The 23794-nt window shown below is 46.2% G+C and carries 27 protein-coding genes; 19 read left to right on the top strand and 8 right to left on the bottom strand.

What is annotated here, in order from left to right; genetic code table 11:
- Positions 1–9: 9 nt before the first annotated feature.
- Genes purM through purD form a run of 4 tightly spaced genes read left to right on the top strand, consistent with a single transcriptional unit; the run spans position 10 to position 4438 of the window.
- Entirely contained in the window at positions 10–1032 is a 1023-nt protein-coding gene (purM, locus tag ACFQ2J_RS17715) for a phosphoribosylformylglycinamidine cyclo-ligase (RefSeq protein WP_386063755.1), read from the top strand.
- Positions 1029–1607, top strand: coding sequence for a phosphoribosylglycinamide formyltransferase (gene purN, locus ACFQ2J_RS17710; protein WP_386063752.1), 579 nt, complete (start codon positions 1029–1031; stop codon positions 1605–1607). Before purM ends, purN begins: the two co-directional genes overlap by 4 nt.
- Positions 1604–3142 carry a bifunctional phosphoribosylaminoimidazolecarboxamide formyltransferase/IMP cyclohydrolase gene (gene purH, locus ACFQ2J_RS17705; protein WP_386063749.1) on the top strand — a complete coding sequence of 513 codons (1539 nt, stop codon included), beginning with the start codon at positions 1604–1606 and terminating at the stop codon, positions 3140–3142. Before purN ends, purH begins: the two co-directional genes overlap by 4 nt.
- Positions 3143–3163: 21 nt before the next feature.
- Positions 3164–4438, top strand: coding sequence for a phosphoribosylamine--glycine ligase (purD, locus tag ACFQ2J_RS17700; protein ID WP_386063746.1), 1275 nt, complete (start codon positions 3164–3166; stop codon positions 4436–4438).
- Here the strand turns inward: purD and ACFQ2J_RS17695 are convergent.
- Both ACFQ2J_RS17695 and ACFQ2J_RS17690 read right to left on the bottom strand, forming a co-directional pair.
- Positions 4412–4519, bottom strand: a complete 108-nt coding sequence (locus ACFQ2J_RS17695) for an EYxxD motif small membrane protein (RefSeq protein ID WP_386063743.1) — start codon at positions 4517–4519, stop codon at positions 4412–4414. The two genes, purD and ACFQ2J_RS17695, sit on opposite strands and share 27 nt — an antisense overlap.
- Before the next feature lie 165 nt (positions 4520–4684).
- Positions 4685–4957 carry a YgaP family membrane protein gene (locus ACFQ2J_RS17690; protein WP_386063741.1) on the bottom strand — a complete coding sequence of 91 codons (273 nt, stop codon included), beginning with the start codon at positions 4955–4957 and terminating at the stop codon, positions 4685–4687.
- Between the two features lie 102 nt (positions 4958–5059).
- Between ACFQ2J_RS17690 and ACFQ2J_RS17685 the strand changes: the two genes are divergently transcribed.
- Genes ACFQ2J_RS17685 through ACFQ2J_RS17675 form a run of 3 tightly spaced genes read left to right on the top strand, consistent with a single transcriptional unit; the run spans position 5060 to position 8242 of the window.
- Positions 5060–6802 carry an adenine deaminase C-terminal domain-containing protein gene (locus ACFQ2J_RS17685; protein WP_386063738.1) on the top strand — a complete coding sequence of 581 codons (1743 nt, stop codon included), beginning with the start codon at positions 5060–5062 and terminating at the stop codon, positions 6800–6802.
- 42 nt (positions 6803–6844) lie between these two features.
- A complete protein-coding gene (locus ACFQ2J_RS17680; RefSeq protein ID WP_386063736.1) occupies positions 6845–7912 on the top strand; it encodes a DUF3048 domain-containing protein in 1068 nt (355 codons plus the stop codon).
- Positions 7913–7936: 24 nt separating this feature from the next.
- A complete protein-coding gene (locus ACFQ2J_RS17675) occupies positions 7937–8242 on the top strand; it encodes a YerC/YecD family TrpR-related protein (RefSeq protein WP_386063734.1) in 306 nt (101 codons plus the stop codon).
- 49 nt (positions 8243–8291) lie between these two features.
- Here ACFQ2J_RS17675 and ACFQ2J_RS17670 read toward each other — a convergent pair whose 3' ends face one another.
- Positions 8292–8711 (bottom strand): hypothetical protein, encoded by a 420-nt coding sequence (locus ACFQ2J_RS17670; RefSeq protein WP_386063732.1) that lies wholly within the window; start codon positions 8709–8711, stop codon positions 8292–8294.
- A 95-nt stretch (positions 8712–8806) separates the two neighbouring features.
- Here ACFQ2J_RS17670 and ACFQ2J_RS17665 point away from each other — a divergent pair, with 95 nt between their 5' ends.
- From ACFQ2J_RS17665 to ACFQ2J_RS17640, 6 genes are all read left to right on the top strand, one after another.
- A complete protein-coding gene (locus tag ACFQ2J_RS17665) occupies positions 8807–9754 on the top strand; it encodes a helix-turn-helix transcriptional regulator (RefSeq protein ID WP_386063729.1) in 948 nt (315 codons plus the stop codon).
- A gap of 13 nt (positions 9755–9767) precedes the next feature.
- The gene (locus ACFQ2J_RS17660; RefSeq protein ID WP_386063726.1) at positions 9768–10100 is read left to right on the top strand and encodes a hypothetical protein; all 333 of its coding nucleotides are present in this window, start codon (positions 9768–9770) and stop codon (positions 10098–10100) included.
- 109 nt (positions 10101–10209) lie between these two features.
- Positions 10210–10761, top strand: coding sequence for a hypothetical protein (locus ACFQ2J_RS17655; RefSeq protein WP_386063723.1), 552 nt, complete (start codon positions 10210–10212; stop codon positions 10759–10761).
- A 190-nt stretch (positions 10762–10951) separates the two neighbouring features.
- Positions 10952–11536 (top strand): DJ-1/PfpI family protein, encoded by a 585-nt coding sequence (locus ACFQ2J_RS17650; protein WP_386063720.1) that lies wholly within the window; start codon positions 10952–10954, stop codon positions 11534–11536.
- Positions 11537–11573: 37 nt separating this feature from the next.
- Positions 11574–11771: a hypothetical protein gene (locus tag ACFQ2J_RS17645; protein ID WP_386063717.1), complete on the top strand. Its 198-nt coding sequence runs from the start codon at positions 11574–11576 to the stop codon at positions 11769–11771.
- Positions 11764–12288, top strand: a complete 525-nt coding sequence (locus ACFQ2J_RS17640) for a DUF1648 domain-containing protein (protein WP_386063714.1) — start codon at positions 11764–11766, stop codon at positions 12286–12288. The genes ACFQ2J_RS17645 and ACFQ2J_RS17640 overlap by 8 nt, the downstream gene beginning before the upstream one ends.
- Before the next feature lie 25 nt (positions 12289–12313).
- On the opposite strand, the gene ACFQ2J_RS17635 is transcribed toward ACFQ2J_RS17640, so the two are convergent.
- Complete coding sequence (locus ACFQ2J_RS17635; RefSeq protein ID WP_386063711.1) at positions 12314–12619, bottom strand: AbrB/MazE/SpoVT family DNA-binding domain-containing protein; 306 nt, start codon at positions 12617–12619, stop codon at positions 12314–12316.
- A gap of 203 nt (positions 12620–12822) precedes the next feature.
- Here ACFQ2J_RS17635 and ACFQ2J_RS17630 point away from each other — a divergent pair, with 203 nt between their 5' ends.
- The 4 genes from ACFQ2J_RS17630 to ACFQ2J_RS17615 are packed head-to-tail and all read left to right on the top strand — an operon-like array spanning position 12823 to position 18945.
- Entirely contained in the window at positions 12823–13512 is a 690-nt protein-coding gene (locus ACFQ2J_RS17630; RefSeq protein ID WP_386063708.1) for a heptaprenylglyceryl phosphate synthase, read from the top strand.
- A 15-nt stretch (positions 13513–13527) separates the two neighbouring features.
- A complete protein-coding gene (gene pcrA, locus ACFQ2J_RS17625; RefSeq protein WP_386063705.1) occupies positions 13528–15771 on the top strand; it encodes a DNA helicase PcrA in 2244 nt (747 codons plus the stop codon).
- Between the two features lie 15 nt (positions 15772–15786).
- Positions 15787–17790, top strand: coding sequence for an NAD-dependent DNA ligase LigA (gene ligA / locus ACFQ2J_RS17620; protein WP_386063702.1), 2004 nt, complete (start codon positions 15787–15789; stop codon positions 17788–17790).
- 12 nt (positions 17791–17802) lie between these two features.
- Positions 17803–18945 carry a CamS family sex pheromone protein gene (locus tag ACFQ2J_RS17615; protein ID WP_386063700.1) on the top strand — a complete coding sequence of 381 codons (1143 nt, stop codon included), beginning with the start codon at positions 17803–17805 and terminating at the stop codon, positions 18943–18945.
- 71 nt (positions 18946–19016) lie between these two features.
- Here the strand turns inward: ACFQ2J_RS17615 and ACFQ2J_RS17610 are convergent, their stop codons facing one another.
- The 4 genes from ACFQ2J_RS17610 to ACFQ2J_RS17595 all read right to left on the bottom strand — a co-directional run bounded on the left by ACFQ2J_RS17610 (position 19017) and on the right by ACFQ2J_RS17595 (position 21005).
- Entirely contained in the window at positions 19017–19499 is a 483-nt protein-coding gene (locus ACFQ2J_RS17610; RefSeq protein ID WP_386063698.1) for a DUF4188 domain-containing protein, read from the bottom strand.
- A 1-nt stretch (position 19500) separates the two neighbouring features.
- On the bottom strand, positions 19501–20058 hold the full coding sequence (locus ACFQ2J_RS17605) for a PadR family transcriptional regulator (RefSeq protein ID WP_386063695.1): 558 nt from the start codon (positions 20056–20058) through the stop codon (positions 19501–19503).
- Positions 20059–20193: 135 nt separating this feature from the next.
- Complete coding sequence (locus tag ACFQ2J_RS17600; protein ID WP_386063692.1) at positions 20194–20493, bottom strand: hypothetical protein; 300 nt, start codon at positions 20491–20493, stop codon at positions 20194–20196.
- A gap of 35 nt (positions 20494–20528) precedes the next feature.
- Positions 20529–21005 (bottom strand): hypothetical protein, encoded by a 477-nt coding sequence (locus ACFQ2J_RS17595; protein WP_386064024.1) that lies wholly within the window; start codon positions 21003–21005, stop codon positions 20529–20531.
- A 364-nt stretch (positions 21006–21369) separates the two neighbouring features.
- Here ACFQ2J_RS17595 and ACFQ2J_RS17590 point away from each other — a divergent pair, with 364 nt between their 5' ends.
- Positions 21370–22695 (top strand): copper amine oxidase, encoded by a 1326-nt coding sequence (locus ACFQ2J_RS17590; RefSeq protein ID WP_386063689.1) that lies wholly within the window; start codon positions 21370–21372, stop codon positions 22693–22695.
- A gap of 66 nt (positions 22696–22761) precedes the next feature.
- Entirely contained in the window at positions 22762–23733 is a 972-nt protein-coding gene (locus tag ACFQ2J_RS17585; protein ID WP_386063686.1) for a class F sortase, read from the top strand.
- Positions 23734–23794 lie beyond the last annotated feature (61 nt).

Raw genomic sequence — 23794 nt, 5'->3', positions numbered from 1 at the left:
GGGGATACGATGAGTACGAAGTATAAGCAGGCTGGTGTTGATGTCGAGGCTGGATACGAAGCGGTCGAACGGATGAAGAAGCACGTCCAGCGAACGATGCGCAATGAAGTCATCGGAGGGCTCGGGAGTTTTGCTGGTTTATTTGACCTTAGTGGGTTTTCCTATCAGCATCCGGTGCTAGTGACTGGAACGGACGGCGTCGGCACGAAGCTGAAACTTGCATTTGAACTCGACAAACACGATACGATCGGAGTGGATGCTGTGGCGATGTGCGTCAATGACATCTTGGCACAGGGTGCTGATCCACTCTTTTTCCTCGATTACATTGCATGTGGAAAAAATAATCCCGAGAAGCTTGAGCAAATCGTCAAAGGGATCGCTGATGGCTGCGAGCAGTCCGGCTGTGCGCTGATCGGCGGAGAAACGGCAGAAATGCCTGGCATGTATGATGAGGAAGAGTACGATCTCGCCGGCTTTGTCGTCGGAATTGCTGTAAAAGAACTCTTGATTACCGGTGCCGAAGTCAAACCTGGAGATGTGCTGATCGGATTGCCATCGAGCGGTGTTCATTCGAATGGATTTTCACTTGTACGGCACATCATTGCCGAACAAGGACTTGATTTCCATGAATCTTATCAAGGGCTATCGTCAACCCTCGGTGAAACGCTTCTGGCACCTACGAGAATCTATTCGAATGCGGTTAAAACAATGAAGCAGGCTGCGGAAATCAAAGGTCTGGCGCATATCACTGGCGGCGGTTTTTACGAGAATATCCCGCGGACACTTCCGGATGGCCTTGGCTGTACGATTGTAAAAGGAAGCTGGGAAGTTCCTGAGATATTCGGCTTTTTACAGGAACGCGGAAACATTGAAGCGGAAGAAATGTACGGCGTCTTCAACATGGGAATCGGAATGGTGGCGATCGTTAATGCTGCTGACGCAGAAGCAGTCGTTGAGCAGTTGAAACAGGCGGACGAACCAGCAGCAATCATCGGAAAAGTTACCGATGAAGAAGGGATTCACTGGGCATGAGGAGACTTGCAGTTTTTGCATCAGGAACCGGAAGCAACTTCGATGCGATCGCAGCAGAAATCGAGCGCGGTGCAGTCCAGGCGGAAATCAGCCTCGTCGTCTGTGATCGTCCGGGTGCACGTGTGATTGAAAAAGCAGAAGCACAAGGCATCGAGACATTTGTTTTTTCAGCAAAAGATTACCCTGATAAAGCAGCTTATGAAAATGAACTGCTGACCGCCTGCAGGGAAAAAGGAATCGAATGGCTGATTCTTGCCGGGTACATGCGACTGATCGGCCCGACTCTGCTCGAAGCTTATGAAAACCGGATCGTGAATATCCATCCATCCTTGTTACCGGCGTTTCCGGGCAAAGATGCCATCGGCCAGGCATTCGATAAACGTGTCAAAGTGACCGGAGTTACCGTCCATTTCGTCGATGCCGGCATGGATACAGGACCGATCATCGATCAGGAAGCAGTCCGGATCGATGAGAACGATACACGTGAAACATTGCAGAAGAAAATCCAGGCAGTCGAACACAGGTTATATCCAGCAGTCATCAAGGAATTAATCGCTGAGGAGGTAGTACAATGAACGAAAAAAAACGCGCACTATTAAGTGTGTCCGATAAATCAGGCATTGCAGAATTCGCCCAGTCACTAGTCGAACTTGGATATGAATTGATCTCTACTGGAGGTACGAAAAAGGTGATTGAAGAGGCAGGACTTCCGGTCATGTCCATTTCTGATATCACAAGCTTCCCGGAAATCATGGACGGAAGGGTGAAAACATTGCACCCGGCTGTCCATAGCGGCCTGTTGGCGAAACGGAATAATCCCGATCACATGGAGCAGCTGAGTGACCTTGAAATTTCAACGATCGATCTTGTCGCCGTTAACCTCTATCCCTTTAAAGAAACGATTGCAAAACCTGACGTCACGGAAGCGGATGCGATCGAGAACATCGACATCGGTGGACCGACGATGCTTCGAGCTGCTGCGAAAAGCTTTGAAGATGTCGTCGTCGTGGTGGACCCAGCAGATTATCAGATTACAGTGAACGCACTGGGTGAGGGAGAGCTTTCCTATGAAGCACGCCGTGAATTGGCAGCTAAAGTGTTCCGTCACACAGCAGCGTATGACGCGATGATTGCCGGTTACTTCAATGAACTTACTGAAGCTGAATTTCCGGAAACGTACACCGTTACTTATGAGAAAAAGCAGGACCTGCGTTATGGGGAGAACCCACACCAGCGTGCCGCCTTTTACAAAAAGTCTGGAGCTGCAGGGGTGTCGCTTGCAGATGCTGAGCAGTTGAATGGGAAAGAGCTCTCTTACAACAATATCCAGGATGCGAACGCAGCGCTTGAAATCGTATTAGAATTTTCAGAACCTGCGGCCGTTGCGGTCAAACATATGAACCCTTGCGGCGTCGGCACTGGTGAAGGTATTTATGAAGCTTATCAAAAAGCTTACGAAGCTGACTCGATGTCCATCTTCGGCGGAATTGTAGCGGTCAACCGCGAAGTCGATGAGCAAACAGCATTGAAAATGAAAGAGATTTTCCTTGAAATCATCATCGCTCCAGCGTTCAGTGAAGCTGCGTTAGAAGTGCTGACTCAAAAGAAAAACTTGCGCCTATTGAAAGTCGACATGACGCCTTCAGAAGGTGCGGCTCATAAGTTGACTTCAGTCGTAGGTGGATTGCTCGTCCAGGATCTTGATAAAGGGACACTTGAAGACGTGGAACTGCAGTGTGTCACGGAGCGTGAACCGACACAGCAGGAAATGGAAGACTTGAAGCTTGGCTGGAAGGCGGTCAAACATGTGAAGTCGAATGCAATCGTAGTTGCGAAGGCAGATCAGACGCTGGGAGTAGGTGCCGGTCAGATGAATCGTGTCGGTGCTGCGAAAATCGCACTTGAACAAGCTGGCGAAAAGGCACAAGGCGCGATCATGGCCTCGGATGCATTTTTCCCGATGCCTGATACAGTCGAAACAGCGGCTGCAGCTGGAATCAAAGCAATCATCCAGCCAGGCGGTTCGAAGCGTGACCAGGATTCGATCGATGCATGTGATAAGCACGGAATAACGATGGTATTTACAGGCATGCGTCACTTCAAACACTAATGAAAAGGGAGTGCGACAACGATGAACGTAATGGTGATCGGACGTGGTGGAAGAGAGCACAGCATCGCCTTGAAGCTCTCGGAAAGTGATAAAGTGGAGAAGATTTTTGCCGCACCCGGAAATGCCGGCATGGAAGCGGTCGCTAAGCGGGTGGCAATCGAAGAGACGGATACGGCGGGATTGATCGGTTTTGCTAATGAGCATGCGGTCGATCTGACGATTGTCGGACCTGAGAATCCGTTGATGGATGGTGTGGTGGATGCTTTCCAGGAAAAAGGATTGAAGGCATTCGGACCATCGAAAGCTGCTGCCATCCTCGAAGGAAGCAAGCAGTTTGCCAAAGACCTGATGAAGACTTACGAGGTTCCGACTGCAGCTTACCAAGTTTTTAATGATGCAGATGCTGCAAAAGCATATATTGAGCAACAGGGTGCACCGATTGTTGTGAAGGCGGACGGCCTTGCTGCAGGAAAGGGCGTCGTTGTTGCTGAGACAGTAGCGGAAGCGCAGCGTGCGGTAGATGATATGTTGGTTGAAGGGCAGTTCGGTGAGGCGAGCAATGAAATCGTCATCGAAGAATTTTTGACTGGGGAAGAATTTTCGCTAATGGCATTCGTTAACGGGGAGGATGTTTATCCGATGATCCCTTCGCAGGACCATAAACGTGCGTACGATGGCGATCGTGGCCCGAACACTGGTGGCATGGGTGCTTATGCGCCAGTACCGTTTTTGACAGATTCGGAAATTGGTGTTGCAGTGGAGCGGATTTTGAAGCCGATTGCGAAGGCGATGGTGAAGGAAGATCGTCCATTTACAGGCATCCTGTACGCCGGGCTGATTCAGACGGAGCAAGGCCCGCAAGTCATCGAGTTCAATGCCCGATTCGGCGACCCCGAAGTGCAGGTTGTATTGCCATTGATGAAAAATGATCTTGTCCAGGTGATCGAGGACGTGCTGAACGGTGAGGATCCACAGCTTGAGTGGGAGGATGCGCATTGTGCAGGCGTCGTGCTGGCATCTGCCGGTTACCCTGGATCCTATCAAAAAGGTGTAGCTATTCCTGCTATTGAGGTTTCTAATGGAGCGTGGATCGTCCATGCAGGCACAAAACGTTTGGAGCAAGGGTTCGTGTCGGACGGTGGACGAGTGCTGCTCGCAGCAGCCAAAGGTGATCGGCTGTCTGATGCGCTCGACACCGTGTATGCAAGCTTGAATCCGCTCGACTTTCATGACGACTTTTTCTACCGTACGGATATCGGTAAAGGCGCGTTACGTTCCTCGCTTACGGAAAAGTAGATAAAGCACAGCGACGATGCTGCCGATGACCGCCGTGATGACGAAGCCTGTATCTGTGACGTATTCGAGTACGTTCTCCATAGGGTTAGCACTCCTTCAAGTAGTTTTGATTAGAAAATGCAGAATTTTGATTAGTAACGCTTACTTTTTAATCAGTAAACAGAAGGTTTCAATCAATAAAACGCTCACTTTAATCAGAAAACACCGAACTTTGAATAGAAAGGGGGTCTGGATTCCAGACCCTTTTTATGATGGATTGTACGTCTGGCCGTTCTGCTGTTGCCCTTGATCCTGCTGCCCCTGCTGACCTTGCGTCCGGCCTGATGCAGCGTTAAAGATAGCAGTAAGCGGACAGTACCTCAGAATACCCTCCGCAACTTTCATTGAAGCAACTCCGATCACCCACAGGTTTGGCGACCGATTCGGCTTTTTCAGTGCCAGAATCGAAAAGAAGCTGATCATCGTCAGTCCGACGGTAATTCTCAGCATGGCATTCATAATTCCGATATTCGGTTTCATTTTTTACAAAACTCCCTTCAAAACTTTACTGCGTGAAACTGTTTCCTATGTTACGATAGAAAAAATACTTTTCAGCTTTAGAGGAACGAGGTGTTTGGGATAATGAATGAACAACGATTCCGCTGGCGCAACAAACAGCTGAGAGAACATGTCGCTGTCATGGATGGAAAACTTGCGCCGACAAAATTGATCAAGCATGCAACCTATCTCAACGTGCATATGAAAGAATGGATGGACGCCCATATATGGATCTATCAGGACAGGATCATCTATGTCGGTGAGGACTTGCCTGAAACGACAGAGGGTACCGAAGTCATCGATGCCAAAGGGCAGTACCTCGTACCTGGATATGTGGAGCCGCACGCTCATCCGTTCCAGTTATATAATCCCCAGAGTCTTGCTCATTATGCAACGCAGACAGGAACGACGACGCTCGTCAATGATAATTTGATGTGGCTTTTTTTACATGACAAAAAGAAAGCGTTTTCTTTGTTGGAAGAACTGGCTCAGTTGCCTGCTTCCGTCTTCTGGTGGTCGCGCTATGATTCCCAGTCGATGCTCCAGGAAAAAGACCAGCGCAAGTTCGAGCGCGACATGATGGACTGGCTCGAGCATGATGCGGTCATTCAGGGCGGTGAACTGACAGCATGGCCGGAAGTGATGAATGGCGATGACCAGATGCTGCACTGGATGCAGGAAACGACACGGCTGCGCAAGCCGATCGAAGGGCATCTGCCAGGTTCTTCAGACCGTACACTTACAAAAATGATGCTGCTCGGCGTCAATTCCGATCATGAATCGATGACGGCAGATGATGTACTTAAACGTCTGCGGTTAGGTTATAACGTCGGACTGCGCTATTCTTCGATTCGACCGGACCTTCCGGAAATCCTGAAAGACCTGGTTGAGCGTGGGCATACGCAATTCGACCATATGATGATGACGACCGATGGATCGACACCAAGTTATTACCGCGATGGTGTGATGAACACGTGCATTCAGATTGCGATTGATGCAGGAGTTCCTGTGATCGATGCCTATTTGATGGGTTCCTACAATGCCGCACGTCATTTCCAAATCGATCACCGCACCGGCAGTATTGCACCTGGCCGTGTGGCGCATATCAATTTTCTGAACTCGCCAGATCAGCCTGCACCACATTCCGTGTTGGCAAAAGGGGAATGGATTCGGAAAGATGAGGAGCTCGTCCACCAATTCAAATCGTTCGAATGGGAGGAGAAAGGCGTTGCGCCGGTCAAGCTGGACTGGGACCTGACTGAAGATGACCTTCAGTTCTCGACTCCTGTCGGTCTTGAGATGGCTAACGATGTCATCATGAAACCTTATCCGGTCAACATCGACCCTGCCATGCAGAAGATATCCAAGGACTTTGATGAGTCCTTCCTGATGCTTGTGGACCGAGAAGGAGAATGGCGTGTCAATACGCTGTTGAAAGGGTTCACGACGAGCCTTGGCGGATTAGTCAGCACGTACTCCAACACAGGGGACATCATTCTTACAGGTAAAAATAAAGGCGATATGAAACTTGCATTCCAACGCATGAAAGAGATAGGTGGGGGAATCGTGCTTGCTCATGAAGGAGAAGTCGTCTACGAACTGCCACTTCGGGTCGGCGGGAAAATGACGGATGTCAGCATGGAAACCTTGATCGAACAGGAAAAAGTGCTTGCAGATCTGGTCAAATCCCACGGCTACCAGTTCGGGGATCCTGTTTATACATTATTGTTCCTATCGTCTGTCCATCTGCCTTTCATACGCGTTACGCCAGCGGGTATTATCGATGTGAAAAAGAAAGAGGTACTCTTTCCTGCGATAATGCGTTAAAATGTAACTAATAGAAAAAGAAAAAGTTAAGGGTGGATCTACGTGAAAAAGTTAAGTTTGGGAGTCGTTTTCCTGATTTTTGCGTTGCTTGCAGCTTGCTCAAATCAGGAAAACAGCTCTAAACAACAGGAAGAACCGAAAGAGATTGAGACAGAGGAACCAGCAACGGAAGAACAGCCGGAAGAAAAAAAGGAAGAACCTACATATGACACCGTCTATCCATTGACGGGAGAGCCGGCAGAGAATGAAGCGGCTATTGAAAATCGTGTCATTTCTGTCATGGTGAACAACCATTCGAAAGCACGTCCGCAGACCGGTCTTTACAAAGCAGATGTCGTCTATGAGGTACTTGCTGAAGGAATGATCACACGATTCCTTGCTTTGTTCCACAGTGATATTCCGGATCGGATCGGGCCGGTTCGCAGTGCGCGCCCGTATTATTTTGAAATTGCCAATGGATACGACGCGGTCTACGTCTACCATGGCGCAGCGAACTTCATCAATGATATGATTCGTAATGATGGTATCAACTTTTTAGATGGTGCCCATTATGATAATGATGGAAAACTGTTCAAGCGATCCAATGACCGTCGTGCTCCGCATAATTCCTACCTGCTTACCGGAGGAATCGGTGACCGTCTTGAAAGTAAAGGATATGAATCAACGAAAACGATCGAACCTTTACCTTTCAAGAAAGCGGATGGTGAGGTCAATGGTGAAGAAGCAGCCAGCGTGAAAGTGGTGTACCACGAACGGGAATACGTCACGTTTACCTATGACGAAGCCGAAGGAAAATACCTCAGGTCCAGTGACGGGCAGCCGTCGGTGGATAAAGAGGATCAATCAAGAATTGGTGTGGAGAATGTATTTGTAGTAGAAACAGCGCACCAAGTCTATGATTCCGCCGGCAGAAGGAAAATAGATTTGAAAAGCGGTGGAAATGGGTACTTATTCCAAAAAGGCCAAAAGATTGAGGTTACCTGGAAAAACATCGATGGACGCATCCTGCCATTCAAAGATGGTGAAGCAGTCGGATTCGTGCCGGGTCAGACGTGGGTGAATATTGTTCCGGAAAGCCCTGGAATCAAACAGTCCGTTTCTTATAATTGATTATGAAACAAGGAGGAAATACAAATGCAAATCGATAAATTAAGGGGAAAAGCGCTGGATCAGCTATTTGAAGCGATCCTTTCGCTGAATGATGTAGAGGAATGCTATCGCTTTTTCGATGATCTTGCGACAATGAATGAAATCCAATCCCTGGCCCAGCGCCTTGAAGTTGCGCGTATGCTGCGTGAAGGATTCACGTACCATAAGATTGAAGATGAAACTGGTGCATCGACAGCGACGATTTCCCGAGTCAAACGCTGTTTGAACTATGGTAACGATGCATACGAGCTTGCACTTGATCGTCTTGCAGAGAAAAATAAAGAAGCTTAAACACCAACGCCTGATATCATAAAACGATGTCAGGCGTTTTTAGTTGAAGTCAACGTGATAAATAGACGGTGTAGACATTCCGGTCTTCATCATACTCTCCAGAAACCCGGTTGTAGTGAACACCATCCAGAAGCGGTCGAAATAGTAATAGGTGGGGAAGCAGTTCATTCTTTGAGGTGAACTCGTACTGTTTGATCAGTATTCGATCTTCTATCGCTTCGGTGAATATCCTATATTCGAGTAAGCATGTATCCCCTTTATGTACGGTTGCATTTTGGTAAGGCTCTTCGTGAGGCATTTCTTCTAATTCAATGACAAATGAATCTTCTTCTTTATAAGACCCAATGTTTTCATAGACACAGTTGCCTTGAACGAAGTAATCAGTCAAAAGTCTTGAAGACAAACCGGCCTCTGTAACTTCCCTATTGAATAAATCTTTTTGATCTGCTTTGTAAGTAACCGAATTCATAAAATCATCTCCTTTTTGTTGATAAGTCAACTGTAACAAATATATATGACAGGTTATGTCATACTTTCATGATAAACTTTATCTAGGTGATAATTATGTCAAAAGCCCAACGGCTGATAACAATCATTCTAGAAATGAACAACAAAAGACGGACGACGATTTCCGAACTGGCGGAGCTGTTGGCTGTTTCTTCAAGAACGATTGCCCGTGATTTGCAGGAGTTAAGCGAACTCAACTATCCGATCTATTCAGAGATGGGAAGAAACGGAGGCTATCGTGTTCTGGACAATCGATTCCTGCCACCGATCATGTTCTCTGAAGAGGAAGCACTTGCCGTATACCTTGCCATTGATTCCATGAAGTTTTTTGGCGCTACTCCATTTGATTCTTCTGCAAATGATGCTGCCAACAAGTTCTATAAAATGATGCCGGATGACGTAAAGGTTCAAATCGATCAGGTCAAAGACAAAATAAGTATGTGGCATCCACATCGTGCTCAGGAGGAGCAGTTTCTCAAGGGGATGATGGATGCTGTTTTAGGCGAGTATCAGGTGGATATCCATTATGCTTCTACCGGAGGGGTGCAGGAGAGGTCCATCCATCCTGTCGGTCTCTATTCCTACAAAGGTTACTGGTACGCTCCCTCATTCTGCCATTTAAGAAAAGCATTCAGGCTGTTTCGACTGGACCGAATTACATCACTTCATCCAAATGAAAAAATACCGACCCCTGGCTTTGTGAAAGAGGTAAGTATCAGAGATTGGCTCGAACCACCAGAAGAAACGGAAGAATCTTATGATACGGTGATCGAGTTATCGAGCGATGGGGTCAGAAGAGCTGAAAGTAATCTATGGTTTCGTGAATCATTACATACGTATGCAGATGGGACCGGATGGATCGAAATGCGCCTCCCTGTCGAGAAGCTGGAATATTACGCACAAATGGTTTGGGAGCTGGGAAGTGAAGCAGTGGTGAAAAAGCCCGACACGTTGAAATCAATGATGCTCGAAAAAGCTGCGAAGCTGATTAATCACTATCAATAGAGGAGGATGTACGATGCTGACCTATGAGGTGAAAGATTCAGATTTACATAAAGTAAAGCCGATGGATGAAGAAATCATTTGTGAAGAGATTGAGGAATTGGCCGGTCGACATGGCCTTAAGTTGACCCAGCGTACGACACTCAGTACGAAGAAAGGGTCCTACCATTGGCATTTCAAGAAAGGTAAAGAAAAAGGAGTGCTCGAAATCACGTATTGGCCGAAGCGTCATCAACTGTGGCTCGACATTCACGATAATCGTCGTGCAGAATGGAATCTGGAAATCATTGAAAGGCTTGCGGAGGATTTAAGTGAACATTTTTGTGGAAAAGTAGAAGTGAACCAATAATTTGAAAAACTTTCAAATTCAAAAGAGGAAATTTCCTTCTTTTAGTAGAAAGTATACAAGTATTGCGAATGGTACGTACGTGTAAAACCATTGGGGAGGAAACATACCGGTGAAATCCAATCAATATGAAATGCGTAAGACGTGGAAGGTCAAAGGGAATCGTGATGAATTGTTCGAGATTCTTACGAATGCGGTTGACTATCCACGATGGTGGCCGTCGTTGTTTTTAGATATAGAAGATACAGGTGTAGTCAAAGAAGCTGGCGGTAACATGTACGCATTACGCTCTACAGGTGGTTGGTTCCCGGCAACATTGCAATGGAATCTTGTCAACGTCAATGAAAGCACACCTTACCGCGTTTCGGTAAGGGCATGCGGCGACGTTACAGGTAGAGGGACGTGGAAACTCACCGAGGATGGAGAGTATGTCAACGTCGAACTGCTGTGGATTTTAGAAGCGGACAAGCCGCTGCTGAAATATCTATCGTTCATTCTTAAGCCGGTGTTCATGGCTAATTTCCATTGGTGCATGAAGCGCGGGTACGAGAGTCTCAATCTCGAACTGCAGCGGAGAAGGGCTACGTCGCATGAAGAAATCCGGCAGCTCCCATCACCGCCAGGTCCGACGTTTCAGCCGAAAGAGAAAGTGAAATCTTCATAATAAATGAGACGTGCTGAGCGTCTCTTTTTGTTTTACTTGATTCAGGAGGAGGCGCGCGGGCGGTTCCGGCGACTTTCGGAGGCTTTGCGGCAAGTTTTCGGTTTTTCCGGCGAGTTCTCCTGTTTTCCGGCTACTTTTTCGATTTACCGGCGACCCACTCATACAACACAAAATAATGGAGGAGAACATAATGAAAAAAGTACTCTTACTTGTATTTCCGCAATATGCAGACTTTGAACTAGGGCATCCGCTCTTCGTACTAAGAAAAATAGGGGAAGCACAGATTACCACGGTATCAGCCGATGGAGCGAACGTTGAAAGTCTTGGAGGCATGAAAACACAAGTCGATGGAAAAGCAGCAGACTTCAATGCAGAAAACTTCGATCTTGTATTAATTCCTGGAGGAGACGATATCGATTTAGTCCTGAAAGAGACCACTGTCATTACCATGCTGAATCAGGCTTATGAAAGCCAAGTACCAGTCGCGTCTATTTGCGCATCAGCTACGCTCCTCGCAAAAGCGGGAATGCTCAAAGGACATGATTTCACCTGCATGCCAGGAACCTATGAACATTTCAACCCTTTATTCGAGGGTGCGAGGTACTCAGGAGCACCGGTCGAAGTAGGTGACACCTGGATCACTGCCAAAGGAACCGCCTACGCAGAATTTGCAATAGCAATCGGGGAGATGCTCGACCTATTCGACAACGAGGATCACAAACAATCTATCCTCCATTTTTGCAAAGGAGTGGTTTCTACGGAAGAAACCGCGTAAACTAAAACAGAACTAATTTTGATAGGAATGAAGCAACGTGAAAAAGTTTTTTGAAAGAAATTATCTATGGTTCATCGCCATCTTCATGATTGTGACATTCGTCTGGACATTTTCCTTAGGGGAAGTCGACGGAGGAGATATCGTAGCGATTGTCATGGCTGGCGGTGGAATCGTAGCGGTCATTTACTTGGCCATCATCAATCATCGGAAGAATAAGGAAGATGAACATGAGTGATAACTGGAAGAAGATGATACCAGTGGAGGATAAGCCGAAGATCGATATTCCAAAAACATCGCTGGAAAGGTTTTTGGATATCATTTCATTCATTGCGATGGTCGGTGCGGTTATTTATGTAAGTGTCATGTATACGAAGCTTCCTGAAAAAGTTCCGATGCACTTCAACGGGCGTGGAGAAGTCGATCGGTACGGAGATAAAGCGGAGTTATGGATCCTGCCTGCAATCATGGTTGTGTTATGGGTGGGATTGACGATGCTCGAAAGGTATCCGCATACCTTCAATTATATGAACCTAACAAAGGATAACGTCGAGCAGCAATATCAAAATGCACGGCTGATGATGAATGTCCTTAAAACAGAAATCACCTTTCTGTTCGTGTACATTTGCTGGGAGATTGTGCAATCTGCCATCCGAGGATCGAACGAATGGGCGGCTCTTCAGATTCCTATCTTCACAGGCGTCATCATGCTCACCGTAATCCTTTTTGTCATCCGATCGTTCCGATTGAAATAAGCATGGCTCGACGGCCATGCTTTTCCTATTCAACCAAAGAAATGATGAATCGTTCGTTCGTCTCATCTACATAAAGGCAATAATCCTGCTTGGAGGTGATGCCTGCGTAGTTACGTATTTCCACGGGAATATTGACGGAATTAGCGGCTGAGATGTACCGCTTGTTATGCAGGCTGGCTTCCGAGGCTTTTTCTATGAAAATATCCGTTCCATCATGATAGATATCGACCTGGTCTCCGCTCTCAAGTCCGAACTCCCTGCACCATTTGATCGGAATGTAGACCATTCCTGTCTTCGGCAGCTGCTTGCAGCGATATACTTCCTTCCCCATCCCACGGCACCTCCTTACTAGTTTTTAGCCCCAAATCACTATGGGAAAACCTACCCTCCCAAAAAACATTCAAAAAGCCCTAAACTTCTGGTACAAAAGCAACCGAAAAGATGACCTTCAATTTTCTGTCGTTATCCCTCAATCTCCGGCACGATTTTTGCTATAATGGACTAATGGACATACAGGTATTGGAGGATAAGAACGTGTACAATGTGAAAACGTGGGAACACGTCTTTAAGCTTGATCCGAACAAGGAAATTTCTGATCAGGATCTTGAAAAACTATGCGACTCAGGGACAGACGCGATTATCGTAGGTGGCACGGATGATGTGACACTGGATGGCGTACTTGATTTACTGGCAAGGGTGCGGAGATACACCGTCCCTGTCGTTTTGGAGATATCCAATTTGGATTCGATTACACCAGGCTTCGATTTTTATTTCGTGCCGATGGTGTTGAACAGCAACAATAAAGAATGGGTGATGGACCTGCAGCATCAGGCAATCAGGGAATACGGGGACATCATGGACTGGGAGGAGCTTTTCGTTGAGGGATACTGCATCCTGAATGAAGATGCGAAAGCATTCAGACATGCGGAATGTAACCTGCCGGATCATGAGGATGTCATCGCGTATGCCCGGATGGCTGAGCACATGTTCAAGCTCCCGATTTTCTATATGGAATACAGCGGGACGTACGGAGATGAAGCACTTGTCGAAGATGTGAAACAAGTGCTTGATGAAACGCGTCTATTTTATGGTGGGGGAATCACTTCTCCAGATGAAGCAAAACAGATGAAAGCACATGCGGACTGTATCATTGTCGGGAACGTCATCTACGACAATATCAAATCCGCGTTAAAAACCGTCAAAGCAGTAAAGGATAATAACTAGGAGGAGGCTGTCCAAATGGCACAGGCAACGAATGACCTTTTGAAAGGGTTGAATGAACAACAGAGACAGGCAGTAGCACATACCGATGGCCCCTTGTTGATCATGGCAGGGGCAGGAAGTGGGAAGACACGTGTGCTGACCCACCGGATTGCATACCTACTTCGGGAAAAAGATGTGTCGCCAAGAAGCATCCTGGCGATTACGTTCACCAATAAAGCAGCTCGTGAGATGAAGGAGCGTGTCGAACGCCTTGTCGGGCCGGAGGCAGAACAGATTCTGATGTCGACGTTCCACTCGATGTGTGTACGGATTCTACGTCGGGACATCGACCGCATCGGCTATGACCGCAACTTTTCCATTCTGGACTCGAGCGACCAGCTGTCTGTCATCAAACAGGTGCTGAAAGAGCTCAACCTTGATCCTAAGAAATGGGATCCGCGGGCAATGCTTGGAGCGATCAGCAACGCGAAGAATGAATTGCAGGAGCCGGACGACTACGCGAACCTGGCCGGCAGCTTTTACGAGGAGCAAATTGCGGAAGTGTACAAAGGCTACCAGAAGCGTCTCCGTAAAAACCAGTCGCTCGACTTCGATGACCTGATCATGAAGACATTGACCCTTTTCGACCAGTTACCGGAAGTGCTGGAATACTATCAGCGCCGCTTCCAGTACATCCATGTCGATGAGTACCAGGATACGAACCACGCGCAGTATCAGCTCGTCCGTCAGCTTGCAAGCAAGTATGAGAACCTCTGCGTCGTCGGTGATTCGGATCAGTCGATCTATCGCTGGCGCGGAGCGGATATCCAGAATATCCTTTCCTTTGAAAAGGACTACCCTAGCGCGAAGGTCATCCTGCTTGAACAGAATTACCGTTCGACCGAGCTGATTCTGAATGCAGCCAACAAGGTGATCGACAACAATTCAGGACGGAAGCCAAAGCGTCTGTGGACAGATAATGCCGGTGGGGAAAAAATCTTCTACCACCAAGCTTCCACAGAACGTGAGGAAGGCTTGTTCGTTACGAATAAAATCGAAGAGATGATCAACCGCGGTGATTACAATTATAAAGATGTTGCCATCCTTTATCGTACAAACGCACAGTCACGTACAATCGAGGAAACGTTCGTCAAAGCGGGTATCCCGTATCAGATGATCGGCGGCACGAAGTTCTACGATCGTAAGGAAATCAAGGACATGCTTGCCTACCTGCGTCTAATCGCCAACCCGAATGATGACCTCAGTTTTGCCAGAGTCGTCAATGAACCGAAACGTGGTGTCGGAAAGACGAGTATGGATAAACTGCAGGCTTATGCGACAGACCATGATATCTCGCTTTACGATGCGGCATCCGAAGTCGATTTTGTCGGTGTCAGTGCGAAAGCGGCCAAGGCGATCATGGATTTCCAGCGGATGATCAAGAACTGGACCCAGCAGCAGGAATTCCTGTCTGCAACCGATATGGTCGAGGAAGTCATCGAAAAGACAGGCTATGAACAGATGCTGAAGAACGAGAAAAGCATTGAAGCACAAAGCCGTCTGGAAAACATCGAAGAGTTCAAGTCAGTTACGAAAAACTTCGAAGAAACAAGTGAAGACAAGACGTTGATCGCGTTTTTGACAGACCTTGCTCTTATCGCGGATATCGATTCGATGGATGATGACGATCCGATGGGCGACAACAAAGTGGTGCTGATGACGCTGCACTCCGCCAAAGGGCTGGAATTCCCGGTCGTCTTCCTGATCGGTATGGAAGAGAACGTCTTCCCGCATAGTCGCTCAATCATGGATGATGATGAGATGGAAGAAGAACGACGCCTTGCATATGTAGGGATTACACGGGCAGAAAAACAACTCTTCCTTTCTCATGCGAAGATGCGTACGCTTTATGGTCGCACGAATATGAACCCTGTCAGCCGTTTCATCAATGAAATCCCCGAGGAGTTCCTGGAAGGCAAGCAGGAGAAGGAAAGCATGCCATTTTTCCAAAACAAACGGAGCAGTCAGGACACACCATTTGGAAAGAGTACCAAGCCTGCTGCACCAGCTCCAAAGCGTGCAGCGAAGAAGAGTGGTGCATCCGGTAGCGAGAAACTCGGATGGCAAGCAGGTGACAAAGCAGTCCACAAGAAGTGGGGCGAAGGCACCGTTGTCAAAGTCCAGGGCGAAGGAGAATCGATGGAACTCGATATCGCCTTCCCGGCACCGGTCGGCATCAAGCGTCTGCTTGCTAAATTTGCACCAATCACAAAAGGATAAAGTGAGGTGTCCAACGTGAATCAAACGGAAGCGAAGAAAAAGGTGGAGACACTCCGGGAGGAACTCAACCGGTACAACTATGAATACCATGTTAAGGACAATCCGAGTGTGTCCGATTATGAATATGATAAAAAAATGAACGAGCTGATCGAGCTCGAGAATGAATTTCCTGAGCTGATGACGGCGGATTCCCCTTCCCAGCGTGTGGGAGGGCCGCCGCTTGATGCATTTGTGAAAGTGCAGCACAATGTGCCGATGCTCAGTCTAGGTAACGCCTTCAACGAAGAAGAATTGCGTGACTTCGACCGTCGTGTCCGTGAAGGATCCGATGGGGAAGTCAGCTATGTATGCGAACTTAAAATCGATGGTCTTGCAGTTTCGCTTACATACGAAGACGGTGTATTCGTTCGTGGAGCAACACGTGGCGACGGAACGACAGGGGAGGATATTACGAAAAACCTCCGCACCATCCGTACCATCCCGTTGAAATTGAGCGAGCCGAGTACACTTGAAGTGCGTGGGGAAGCCTTCATGCCGAAGCGCTCTTTTCTTGCATTGAATGAAGAAAAGGAAGCGAATGGAGAAGAGCCGTTTGCCAACCCACGTAACGCAGCTGCTGGATCACTCCGTCAGCTTGATCCGAAAATCGCCGCCAAGCGTAATCTCGATATTTTCCTGTATGGGGTAGGGGAATGGCAGGACAGCGAACTCACTTCTCACAGTGAACGCCTTGAAAAGATGAAAGCGATCGGGTTGAAGACGAATCCGGAATGGAAGAAATGCGAGAATATTGATGAAGTAATCGAGTATGTCAATGGCTGGGTGGAACGACGTCCAGACCTCGATTATGAAATTGACGGCATCGTCATCAAAGTCGATGACCTTGATCGGCAGGAAGACCTTGGTTTTACAGCTAAAAGTCCGCGTTGGGCAGTGGCATACAAGTTCCCTGCAGAAGAAGCAATTACGAAGCTGATCGATATTGAACTGAGCGTCGGTCGTACAGGTGCAGTTACACCGACTGCGATTCTCGAGCCTGTGAAGGTTGCGGGTACGACGGTTCAGCGTGCTTCGTTACACAATGAAGACCTGATCCGCGAAAAAGACATCCGTATCGGCGACACTGTCGTCATCAAGAAAGCTGGGGATATCATTCCAGAAGTCGTCCGTGTGGTCGAAGATCAGCGCACCGGTGATGAGGAACCTTACTACATGCCGGATACGTGTCCGGAGTGTGGAAGTGAGCTCGTCCGACTGGAAGAAGAGGTGGCACTTCGCTGTGTGAACCCGGATTGTCCGGCTCAGCTCCGTGAAGCATTGATCCACTTCGTATCAAGAAACGCGATGAACATCGATGGTCTCGGTGAAAAGGTGATTGCACAGCTGTTCCAGGAGAATCTCGTCCATACGATGGCTGATTTGTACAAGCTCGATCGTGAAGAACTGCTGAAGCTGGAGCGGATGGGCGAGAAATCCGCCGATAACCTGCTGAAGGCGATCGAAGCTTCCAAAGAAAATTCCTTGGAAAAGCTTTTGTTCGGACTGGGCATCCGTTTTGTCGGATCAAAGGCTGCCAGAACGCTGGCAGAACACTTCGAAACGATGGAAAACCTTCAGGAAGCAAGCTACGAACAATTGACGGACGTCAATGAAATCGGGGATAAAATGGCAGACTCCGTCGTCCGCTATTTTGAGGAGCCTAAGGTCGTTGAACTGATCAGCTCTCTACGTGAGCTCGGTTTGAATATGGAATATAAAGGCCGCAAAAAGAGCGATGCACCGGAAGACTCTCCATTTGCAGGGAAGACAATCGTCATCACCGGTAAAATGGAAACCTACGGCCGCTCTGAAGCGAAACAGCTGATTGAAGAGCTTGGCGGTAAGGTGACAGGCAGCGTCAGCAAGAAGACTGACCTGTTGATTGCTGGCGAAGATGCAGGATCGAAGTATGACAAGGCAGAGAAACTTGGCGTTGAGATTTGGGATGAAGATAGATTCAAACAAGCATTGAATGCATAGGGAGTGGAAAACATGAGGAAGATTCACGCAATATGGTTGGTCTCTCTCCTCTTGCTGAGCGCGTGTATTCCTGCCTACGACAACCATGAAGAAATCGTACAGGATGCGAATGACACCGATCAACAAACAGCGATTGTACCGCGATATAATATAGCTGAAGACGATTATAAAATGATTTTGACAGAAGACGGACCGAAAGTCGGCAAGGCGCGTGGAGTAATCACCCGCCAGGTATTCAACCGTCTCGATATCGGGGAACTAGAAACAGGACTGCTGCGCCATTCGAAAGAATATTTCGATCCGGATGATTATTACTTCCAGGCCGGTCAGTTCCTGAACTCTGACCTTGTCTATTCATGGCTGGAGCGTAAATCCAAAGATACGGAAGAGGGACTGAACCCCGAGGTGAAAGATGAATCCTCTGAAGATGAATTGAGGGACAATCCTAAATTCCTTTCCCACGTCCTTGAACAGAACTTCCTTCGGAAAAACAAGGAAGGCGCTGTGGAAGTGGCGGGTGTTTCATTAGGACTTGCCTTGAAATCGACATATCAGTTCCAGACGGAAATCGGTGGACCGACGTATTATGAGGATATTTCTGAAGAAGAAATGCTTCAGAAGGGGAAACAATATGCAGATCAGATCCTGCAGCGTGTACGTCAGATCGATGGCATGCAGGACATGCCGATCATGATTGCCTTGTACCGTGAAGAAGATTCAGGATCGATGGTTCCGGGGAATTTCGTGTCCCAGACCTATGTCAAAGGCGGAAGCATGTCCATTAAAGAATGGAAGGACATCCCTGAGAAGCATGTGTTGTTCCCTTCATCCGAAGCAAGGAACGATCACTTTGAGGATTACAAGCTGATGGAAGAATTCCGGAATGAAATCACAAGCTATTTCCCTGATTTCACCGGTTTCATCGGAGACGGTTTTTATGTCGAAGACCAGCTGAGAAGCATCAAAATCGACATCCCGATCCAGTTCAATTCCGAAACTGAAGTCATCGGGTTCACCCAGTATGTGTATGGACTCGTCGTGGAAATGTTCGATAACTACTATAATGTTGAGGTCAATATCATGAGCGACAAGACGCCGGAAAGTGTCATCATCCGAAAAGCGGGTGACGAAGAACCGACGGTGCATGTGTATTAATGATGCAAAGAAAAGGAGCTTGGATATCCAAGCTCCTTTTCTTATGTATCAAAGTTCTATTTTGGGGTCACTTAATTTGCACTTTCAAGGCGTTGGCGTGCGGTTTTCGAGTGATTTGTAACAGGTTTGTGTCCTAAAGCTTTCGCTAATCCGAACCTTGGCATATTCCCATAGATGGACTCACATTGATCAGGTTTAATTAAATATGTTTCATGATAAATACCGACAGAATCATTATTGCTTATTTTTCTATTGAACTGCCTCCACGCTTTCAAATGTTTCTCGCCTTTTGCATAATTCATTAAATCATCTTCTGACTCCCAGTACTGGACCATGAGGGTCGAACGTAGATTGAAAAAGTTCTCCATACTTAGGAATCCTAAACCTTTGGTACTTAAAAGCTCTCTGACCATAGGAGGCATAGCCAGAAACACAGGAACCCATTTATGTACTGCCCACCACTTATTGATTCGCATACCGATCAGAAACACGACGAAATCATCTTCATTCCTATTTTCTACTGTAAATCTACCTTTGAATATGTCAGCACCCATCTTATTCCTCCTTGAGACTATGTAATGTTTCCTTTGTCTTTATACACCACTCCATTGCAGCTTGGGTTGTACTGATCCCATAGTCTAGAGTAATGATCCAGAATGGCGCATCCTTATGTTGGCAGGACTCTGCGAGAATCATTTTTTTAATACCTTCGTAGGTGTCGCATCTCTCAACCAATTTTTCATAATAAATTTCAATTTGTGTAATCGTGGTTGAGTGATCCTGTTGACGACTGAAGAATAGCTTTAACAGCAATTCGTTTTTTTCAATTGGAAGTTCGTGTACAGGTTGCTCTAACCATTGTTTTAGATACGCTTCTCCAGACGTAGTGATAAAATATTCTTTCTTATCGGGTTTTCCCTGCTGGGATGCAACACTGACCTCTGCATATCCTTTATCAACTAATAGTTTTAGGGTAGGATAAATTTGCCCATAGCTGATCTTCCAAAAGTGATTTAAACTGCCGTCGATCATTTGCTTCATGGTATAACCAGTATGGTATCCGGTCGTTAACAGACCTAACAAAGCATATTGCGTATAATTTTTCTGAGCCATAGCGAACTCCTTTTGTATCTTTTTGATATATATCTTTTTGATATGTATACTCTACCAGTGATTCAAAAAAATGTAAACAACAAAACCCCTAAAGGAATTTCTTTAGGGGTTCACGCTGTATTTATTAAAGAGAGCTTATCTGACAAATACAAATTGTAAAATCGTATCACCAAAGAGAACAAACAGAAAGACTAACCAAACAACTCCTGCACTTAAAAAGATATACTTTCTTCTTGGTGGACTAGCTTTGTTATTTGCATTTAACAATTCCCCTATCAAACTAATTACAAAGCCTAGACCAAAATAGAACATCAAACCTAATAGCTCTGACTTTTCTGTTTCTGAAAAAGTTGTATTAGCCCTAATGGCAAATGCTATTGAAATAACAAGTAGAAAGCTAATACCTAAGATGAACAGTCGAGTATTCTTTGACATTAAACCCATCCTTTATCTAACTAAAACAATTCAGATCACTGAACAACCATATTCCCTACATATTGAGAGGTATTGCTTTCATCTGTAAACGTGACTTCTAAGACATAATTCCCTAAATCCTGAGGTAGTTGAAATTCTCTGGATTCATTCAAATCGATTTCAATTTGTTCTCCATTTTTCCATAGAGCAGCTGTTATTACAGGGTCCGTCCAAATATCCCCACCGTTCTCTTTGTTCGGTGTGAAATGTATAGAAGCTTCCTGCTCTGCAAAAACCTCTATTTCTTCTTGGGATAACCCGAACGCTTCAATGTCTGCTACTTTTTCATCGACCTCTCCACTAGATGAACTCCAGTCAATATTCGCTTCTGTCAATTGTACATTTTGAGCACCTATATCCAAGTGTGTATCTGTTTTGAAGTGAGCGGTTGGAACGCCAACATCGTAATCTTCAGCAATACATCCTGTCAGAGCGAAGATAAAAAGAATTGCTATTAATAATCTCATACGCATGCTCAAGCCCATCGCCCCTTCCTTAGTTTTAATTATTGAATAAACCCATTACTCCGATTACCAACAGAAAAACAACAATAATAAGGGCAGTCGCAACAGTATATAGTAAAAATTTCTTCGCCAAATTATCCATCTTCGAGTCTCCTTTTTTGCACATAGAAATAAGAGTGGATTACTCCTACTCTTCTATTATGTAATTCTTTACCATTCCATTGTATTCCTGCCCTATAGCTGAAAAGAGGATATCAGTAAAGAATTTCTAAAAAAATTGAAGAAATAGTGATCCAAATCTTTTTCTCTCCCGATAGCTTAGTGAATCGAAAATCAACCACATCAATCACAACTATAAAAGGAGAGGAAACAAATGAAGACATTTAAACGCGTACTTGTACTTATGATGGCAGTCATGCTGCTCGTGCCTACAATGGCATCCGCACATGATGGCCATTCCAAAACACCAGCAACAGACTTGAGGTCGAGCTTAGATCAGCTACTTTCAGAACACTTTGTGTTGGCAACGACTTTCCTGATGAAATCCTATGACGATGCAGAAGATGCGAAAGCAGTATGGAACAAGCTTGATCAGAACGCGCAGGATATGACCCCGGCGATTGCATCCATTTATGGGGATGAAGCAGCAGCGCAGTTCGAAGAGATTTTCAGAGGGCATAACGATTACTCTGATAGTTTTGTAGAAGCAGCTAAAAGTGATGACCGTGAAATGCGTAAGCAAGCAGAGAAAGAAGTAGAAGAATTCGTCAATGAATTTGGTACATTCCTATCCACTGCAACTGAAGGGAAGCTTCCTGAAGATGCAGCGAAGAAAGTATTGGCGGCTCACGAACAGGATGTCATCAATGTTTTCGATCACTATGTAAATGAAGAGTACCAGAAGGCTTACCAGGCTTTCCGTGATGGATTCAGCCGTATGTTTGATATCAGTAAAGCACTATCAACTGCAATCACAGAACAGATGCCGGAAAAATTCGAGAACACGAAAGCGAATTCCTCCGTTGCAGATTTGCGCTCCAACTTGAATGCATTGGCTTCTGAACACTTTGCACTAGCTGTACTGGAAATGCAAAAGGGCTACAACCAGTCTGATGATTACGATTTCGTCACTTGGGCGGAAAACGAACACACTGCAGATTTCAAAGCTACCATTGCGTCCCTTTATGGAGAAGAGGGAGCAGCACAATTTGAAAAAGTATGGCAGCAGGATCACATTAACGCACAGACAGACATTGTGACTGCTACATTGGAAGAAGATGAAGAAGCACGTAAGCAGGCGGAAGAAAGCCTGAAAATGTTCGCTAAGGACTTCGGTGCATTCCTTTCAACAGCAACAGAAGGAAATCTTACTGAAGAAGCAGCGACAGAAGCAGTTTGGGCACATGAAGAAGATGTCCTGCAAACGTATGACAATTACGTAAATGGTGACTATGAAGCAACATATGATTCTTTCCGCGAAGGGTATGCATTCATGTTCGGCATCGGCCAGACATTAGGCGATGCGATTGCACACCAAATGCCGGACAAATTTTCTGAAGAAACGATGCCAGAAGAGATGCCTGATACAGGTCTAGGTGGAAGTGCAGATGGCTCCATTTCCCCGATGAGGTGGACAGCATTCGGAGTTTTCGCTTTGCTGGCAGCGGGAATGCTTTATAGAAGAACGAGCAGACAGTAAGTCTTACAGCAGGAGGAGAGGTGCGCCCTCTCTTCTTGTATTTATATATAAGAAAAGGTGATCGATATGAAGGCGGAATGGAAAATCTATTTTACCGTAGTAGGACTCGTAGCTTTGATGTTGGTCGGCTATGAAACGAATGTATGGGCCAAACTTACGGAATCAGAGTCACAGGTAGTCAAAGTGGATGATCCTGACTCCTCCTCTTATTTGAATTCCTCGAAACAACCGGATCAAAAACAAGCTCCAGACGGTGAATTCACCGTCCTCAACAAAAATAAAGATTTGAACGATGCGGAAGTAACGAAAAAAGAAGTTAAGGAGGATGAAGGAATTGTACCGACCCGCATCGAGATTCCTTCCATTGACGTTGACGCAGAAATTGAAAATGTCGGTATCCTCGAAAATGGTGAAATGGGAGTCCCGGAAGATGACAGCAAAGTGGGCTGGTTCGAACCAGGAACGAAACCGGGCAATGAAGGGAACTCCGTCCTGGCAGGTCATGTTGATAACTATAAAGGACCAGCAGTTTTCTTCTATTTGAAGGATTTGAAAAAAGGCGATGAAATCACTGTTACGGACAAAGACGGTGAAAAGAAAACCTATGTCGTCCAAAAACTCGAAAGTTACCCGATGGACAATTCACCGATCGAAAAGATTTTCGGAAAAACCGATAAGAAACGTCTCAATCTGATTACGTGCACCGGTGATTTCATTCGTGATGAAGGAGGGCACCAGGATCGTCTGGTCGTCTATACCGAATTAAAAGAACCGGAAAAAGAGAAGAGAGAAATCGCCGCCCCTACGAATGTCGAGGTGAATGGCACATTTGTCACCTGGCATGCAGTCCGTGAAGATTATGTTGCAGGGTACCGCGTGTACAGAAGTGAAAACGGTGAAGACTTCGAGAAAGTCGGAAGTATTTCTGCGCATGAACGTAAGGCATTTTCTGATCCTGATGCTGGAAAATACACGTATTATGTAACGACCGTCGATAATGAAGGGAATGAATCCAAACCTTCTGAGAAAACATCATAATCCTTGGAATAGCACAGAACTACCGGGTTCTGTGCTTTTTTTGAAAATATAATCAAAAATA

It is taken from the genome of Thalassobacillus hwangdonensis, from assembly GCF_042675915.1.
GTDB lineage: Bacteria > Bacillota > Bacilli > Bacillales > Halobacillaceae > Thalassobacillus_A > Thalassobacillus_A hwangdonensis.
The sequence above is the reverse complement of the archived record's forward strand: the minus strand, read 5'-3'. Positions and strand labels throughout refer to the sequence as shown.

Excerpts from the sequence above, each read along its gene's own strand:
- ACFQ2J_RS17660 (WP_386063726.1), top strand. The coding sequence starts at position 9,768 with ATGCTGACCTATGAGGTGAAAGATTCAGATTTACATAAAGTAAAGCCG.
- purM (WP_386063755.1), top strand. The coding sequence starts at position 10 with ATGAGTACGAAGTATAAGCAGGCTGGTGTTGATGTCGAGGCTGGATAC.
- purH (WP_386063749.1), top strand. The coding sequence starts at position 1,604 with ATGAACGAAAAAAAACGCGCACTATTAAGTGTGTCCGATAAATCAGGC.
- ACFQ2J_RS17600 (WP_386063692.1), bottom strand. The coding sequence starts at position 20,493 with ATGTCAAAGAATACTCGACTGTTCATCTTAGGTATTAGCTTTCTACTT.
- ACFQ2J_RS17610 (WP_386063698.1), bottom strand. The coding sequence starts at position 19,499 with ATGGGTGCTGACATATTCAAAGGTAGATTTACAGTAGAAAATAGGAAT.
- ACFQ2J_RS17595 (WP_386064024.1), bottom strand. The coding sequence starts at position 21,005 with ATGCGTATGAGATTATTAATAGCAATTCTTTTTATCTTCGCTCTGACA.
- ACFQ2J_RS17585 (WP_386063686.1), top strand. The coding sequence starts at position 22,762 with ATGAAGGCGGAATGGAAAATCTATTTTACCGTAGTAGGACTCGTAGCT.
- ACFQ2J_RS17675 (WP_386063734.1), top strand. The coding sequence starts at position 7,937 with ATGCAAATCGATAAATTAAGGGGAAAAGCGCTGGATCAGCTATTTGAA.
- ACFQ2J_RS17665 (WP_386063729.1), top strand. The coding sequence starts at position 8,807 with ATGTCAAAAGCCCAACGGCTGATAACAATCATTCTAGAAATGAACAAC.
- purD (WP_386063746.1), top strand. The coding sequence starts at position 3,164 with ATGAACGTAATGGTGATCGGACGTGGTGGAAGAGAGCACAGCATCGCC.
- ACFQ2J_RS17690 (WP_386063741.1), bottom strand. The coding sequence starts at position 4,957 with ATGAAACCGAATATCGGAATTATGAATGCCATGCTGAGAATTACCGTC.
- ACFQ2J_RS17670 (WP_386063732.1), bottom strand. The coding sequence starts at position 8,711 with ATGAATTCGGTTACTTACAAAGCAGATCAAAAAGATTTATTCAATAGG.
- ACFQ2J_RS17650 (WP_386063720.1), top strand. The coding sequence starts at position 10,952 with ATGAAAAAAGTACTCTTACTTGTATTTCCGCAATATGCAGACTTTGAA.
- purN (WP_386063752.1), top strand. The coding sequence starts at position 1,029 with ATGAGGAGACTTGCAGTTTTTGCATCAGGAACCGGAAGCAACTTCGAT.
- ACFQ2J_RS17635 (WP_386063711.1), bottom strand. The coding sequence starts at position 12,619 with ATGGGGAAGGAAGTATATCGCTGCAAGCAGCTGCCGAAGACAGGAATG.
- pcrA (WP_386063705.1), top strand. The coding sequence starts at position 13,528 with ATGGCACAGGCAACGAATGACCTTTTGAAAGGGTTGAATGAACAACAG.
- ACFQ2J_RS17590 (WP_386063689.1), top strand. The coding sequence starts at position 21,370 with ATGAAGACATTTAAACGCGTACTTGTACTTATGATGGCAGTCATGCTG.
- ACFQ2J_RS17695 (WP_386063743.1), bottom strand. The coding sequence starts at position 4,519 with ATGGAGAACGTACTCGAATACGTCACAGATACAGGCTTCGTCATCACG.
- ACFQ2J_RS17685 (WP_386063738.1), top strand. The coding sequence starts at position 5,060 with ATGAATGAACAACGATTCCGCTGGCGCAACAAACAGCTGAGAGAACAT.
- ACFQ2J_RS17640 (WP_386063714.1), top strand. The coding sequence starts at position 11,764 with ATGAGTGATAACTGGAAGAAGATGATACCAGTGGAGGATAAGCCGAAG.
- ACFQ2J_RS17605 (WP_386063695.1), bottom strand. The coding sequence starts at position 20,058 with ATGGCTCAGAAAAATTATACGCAATATGCTTTGTTAGGTCTGTTAACG.
- ACFQ2J_RS17615 (WP_386063700.1), top strand. The coding sequence starts at position 17,803 with ATGAGGAAGATTCACGCAATATGGTTGGTCTCTCTCCTCTTGCTGAGC.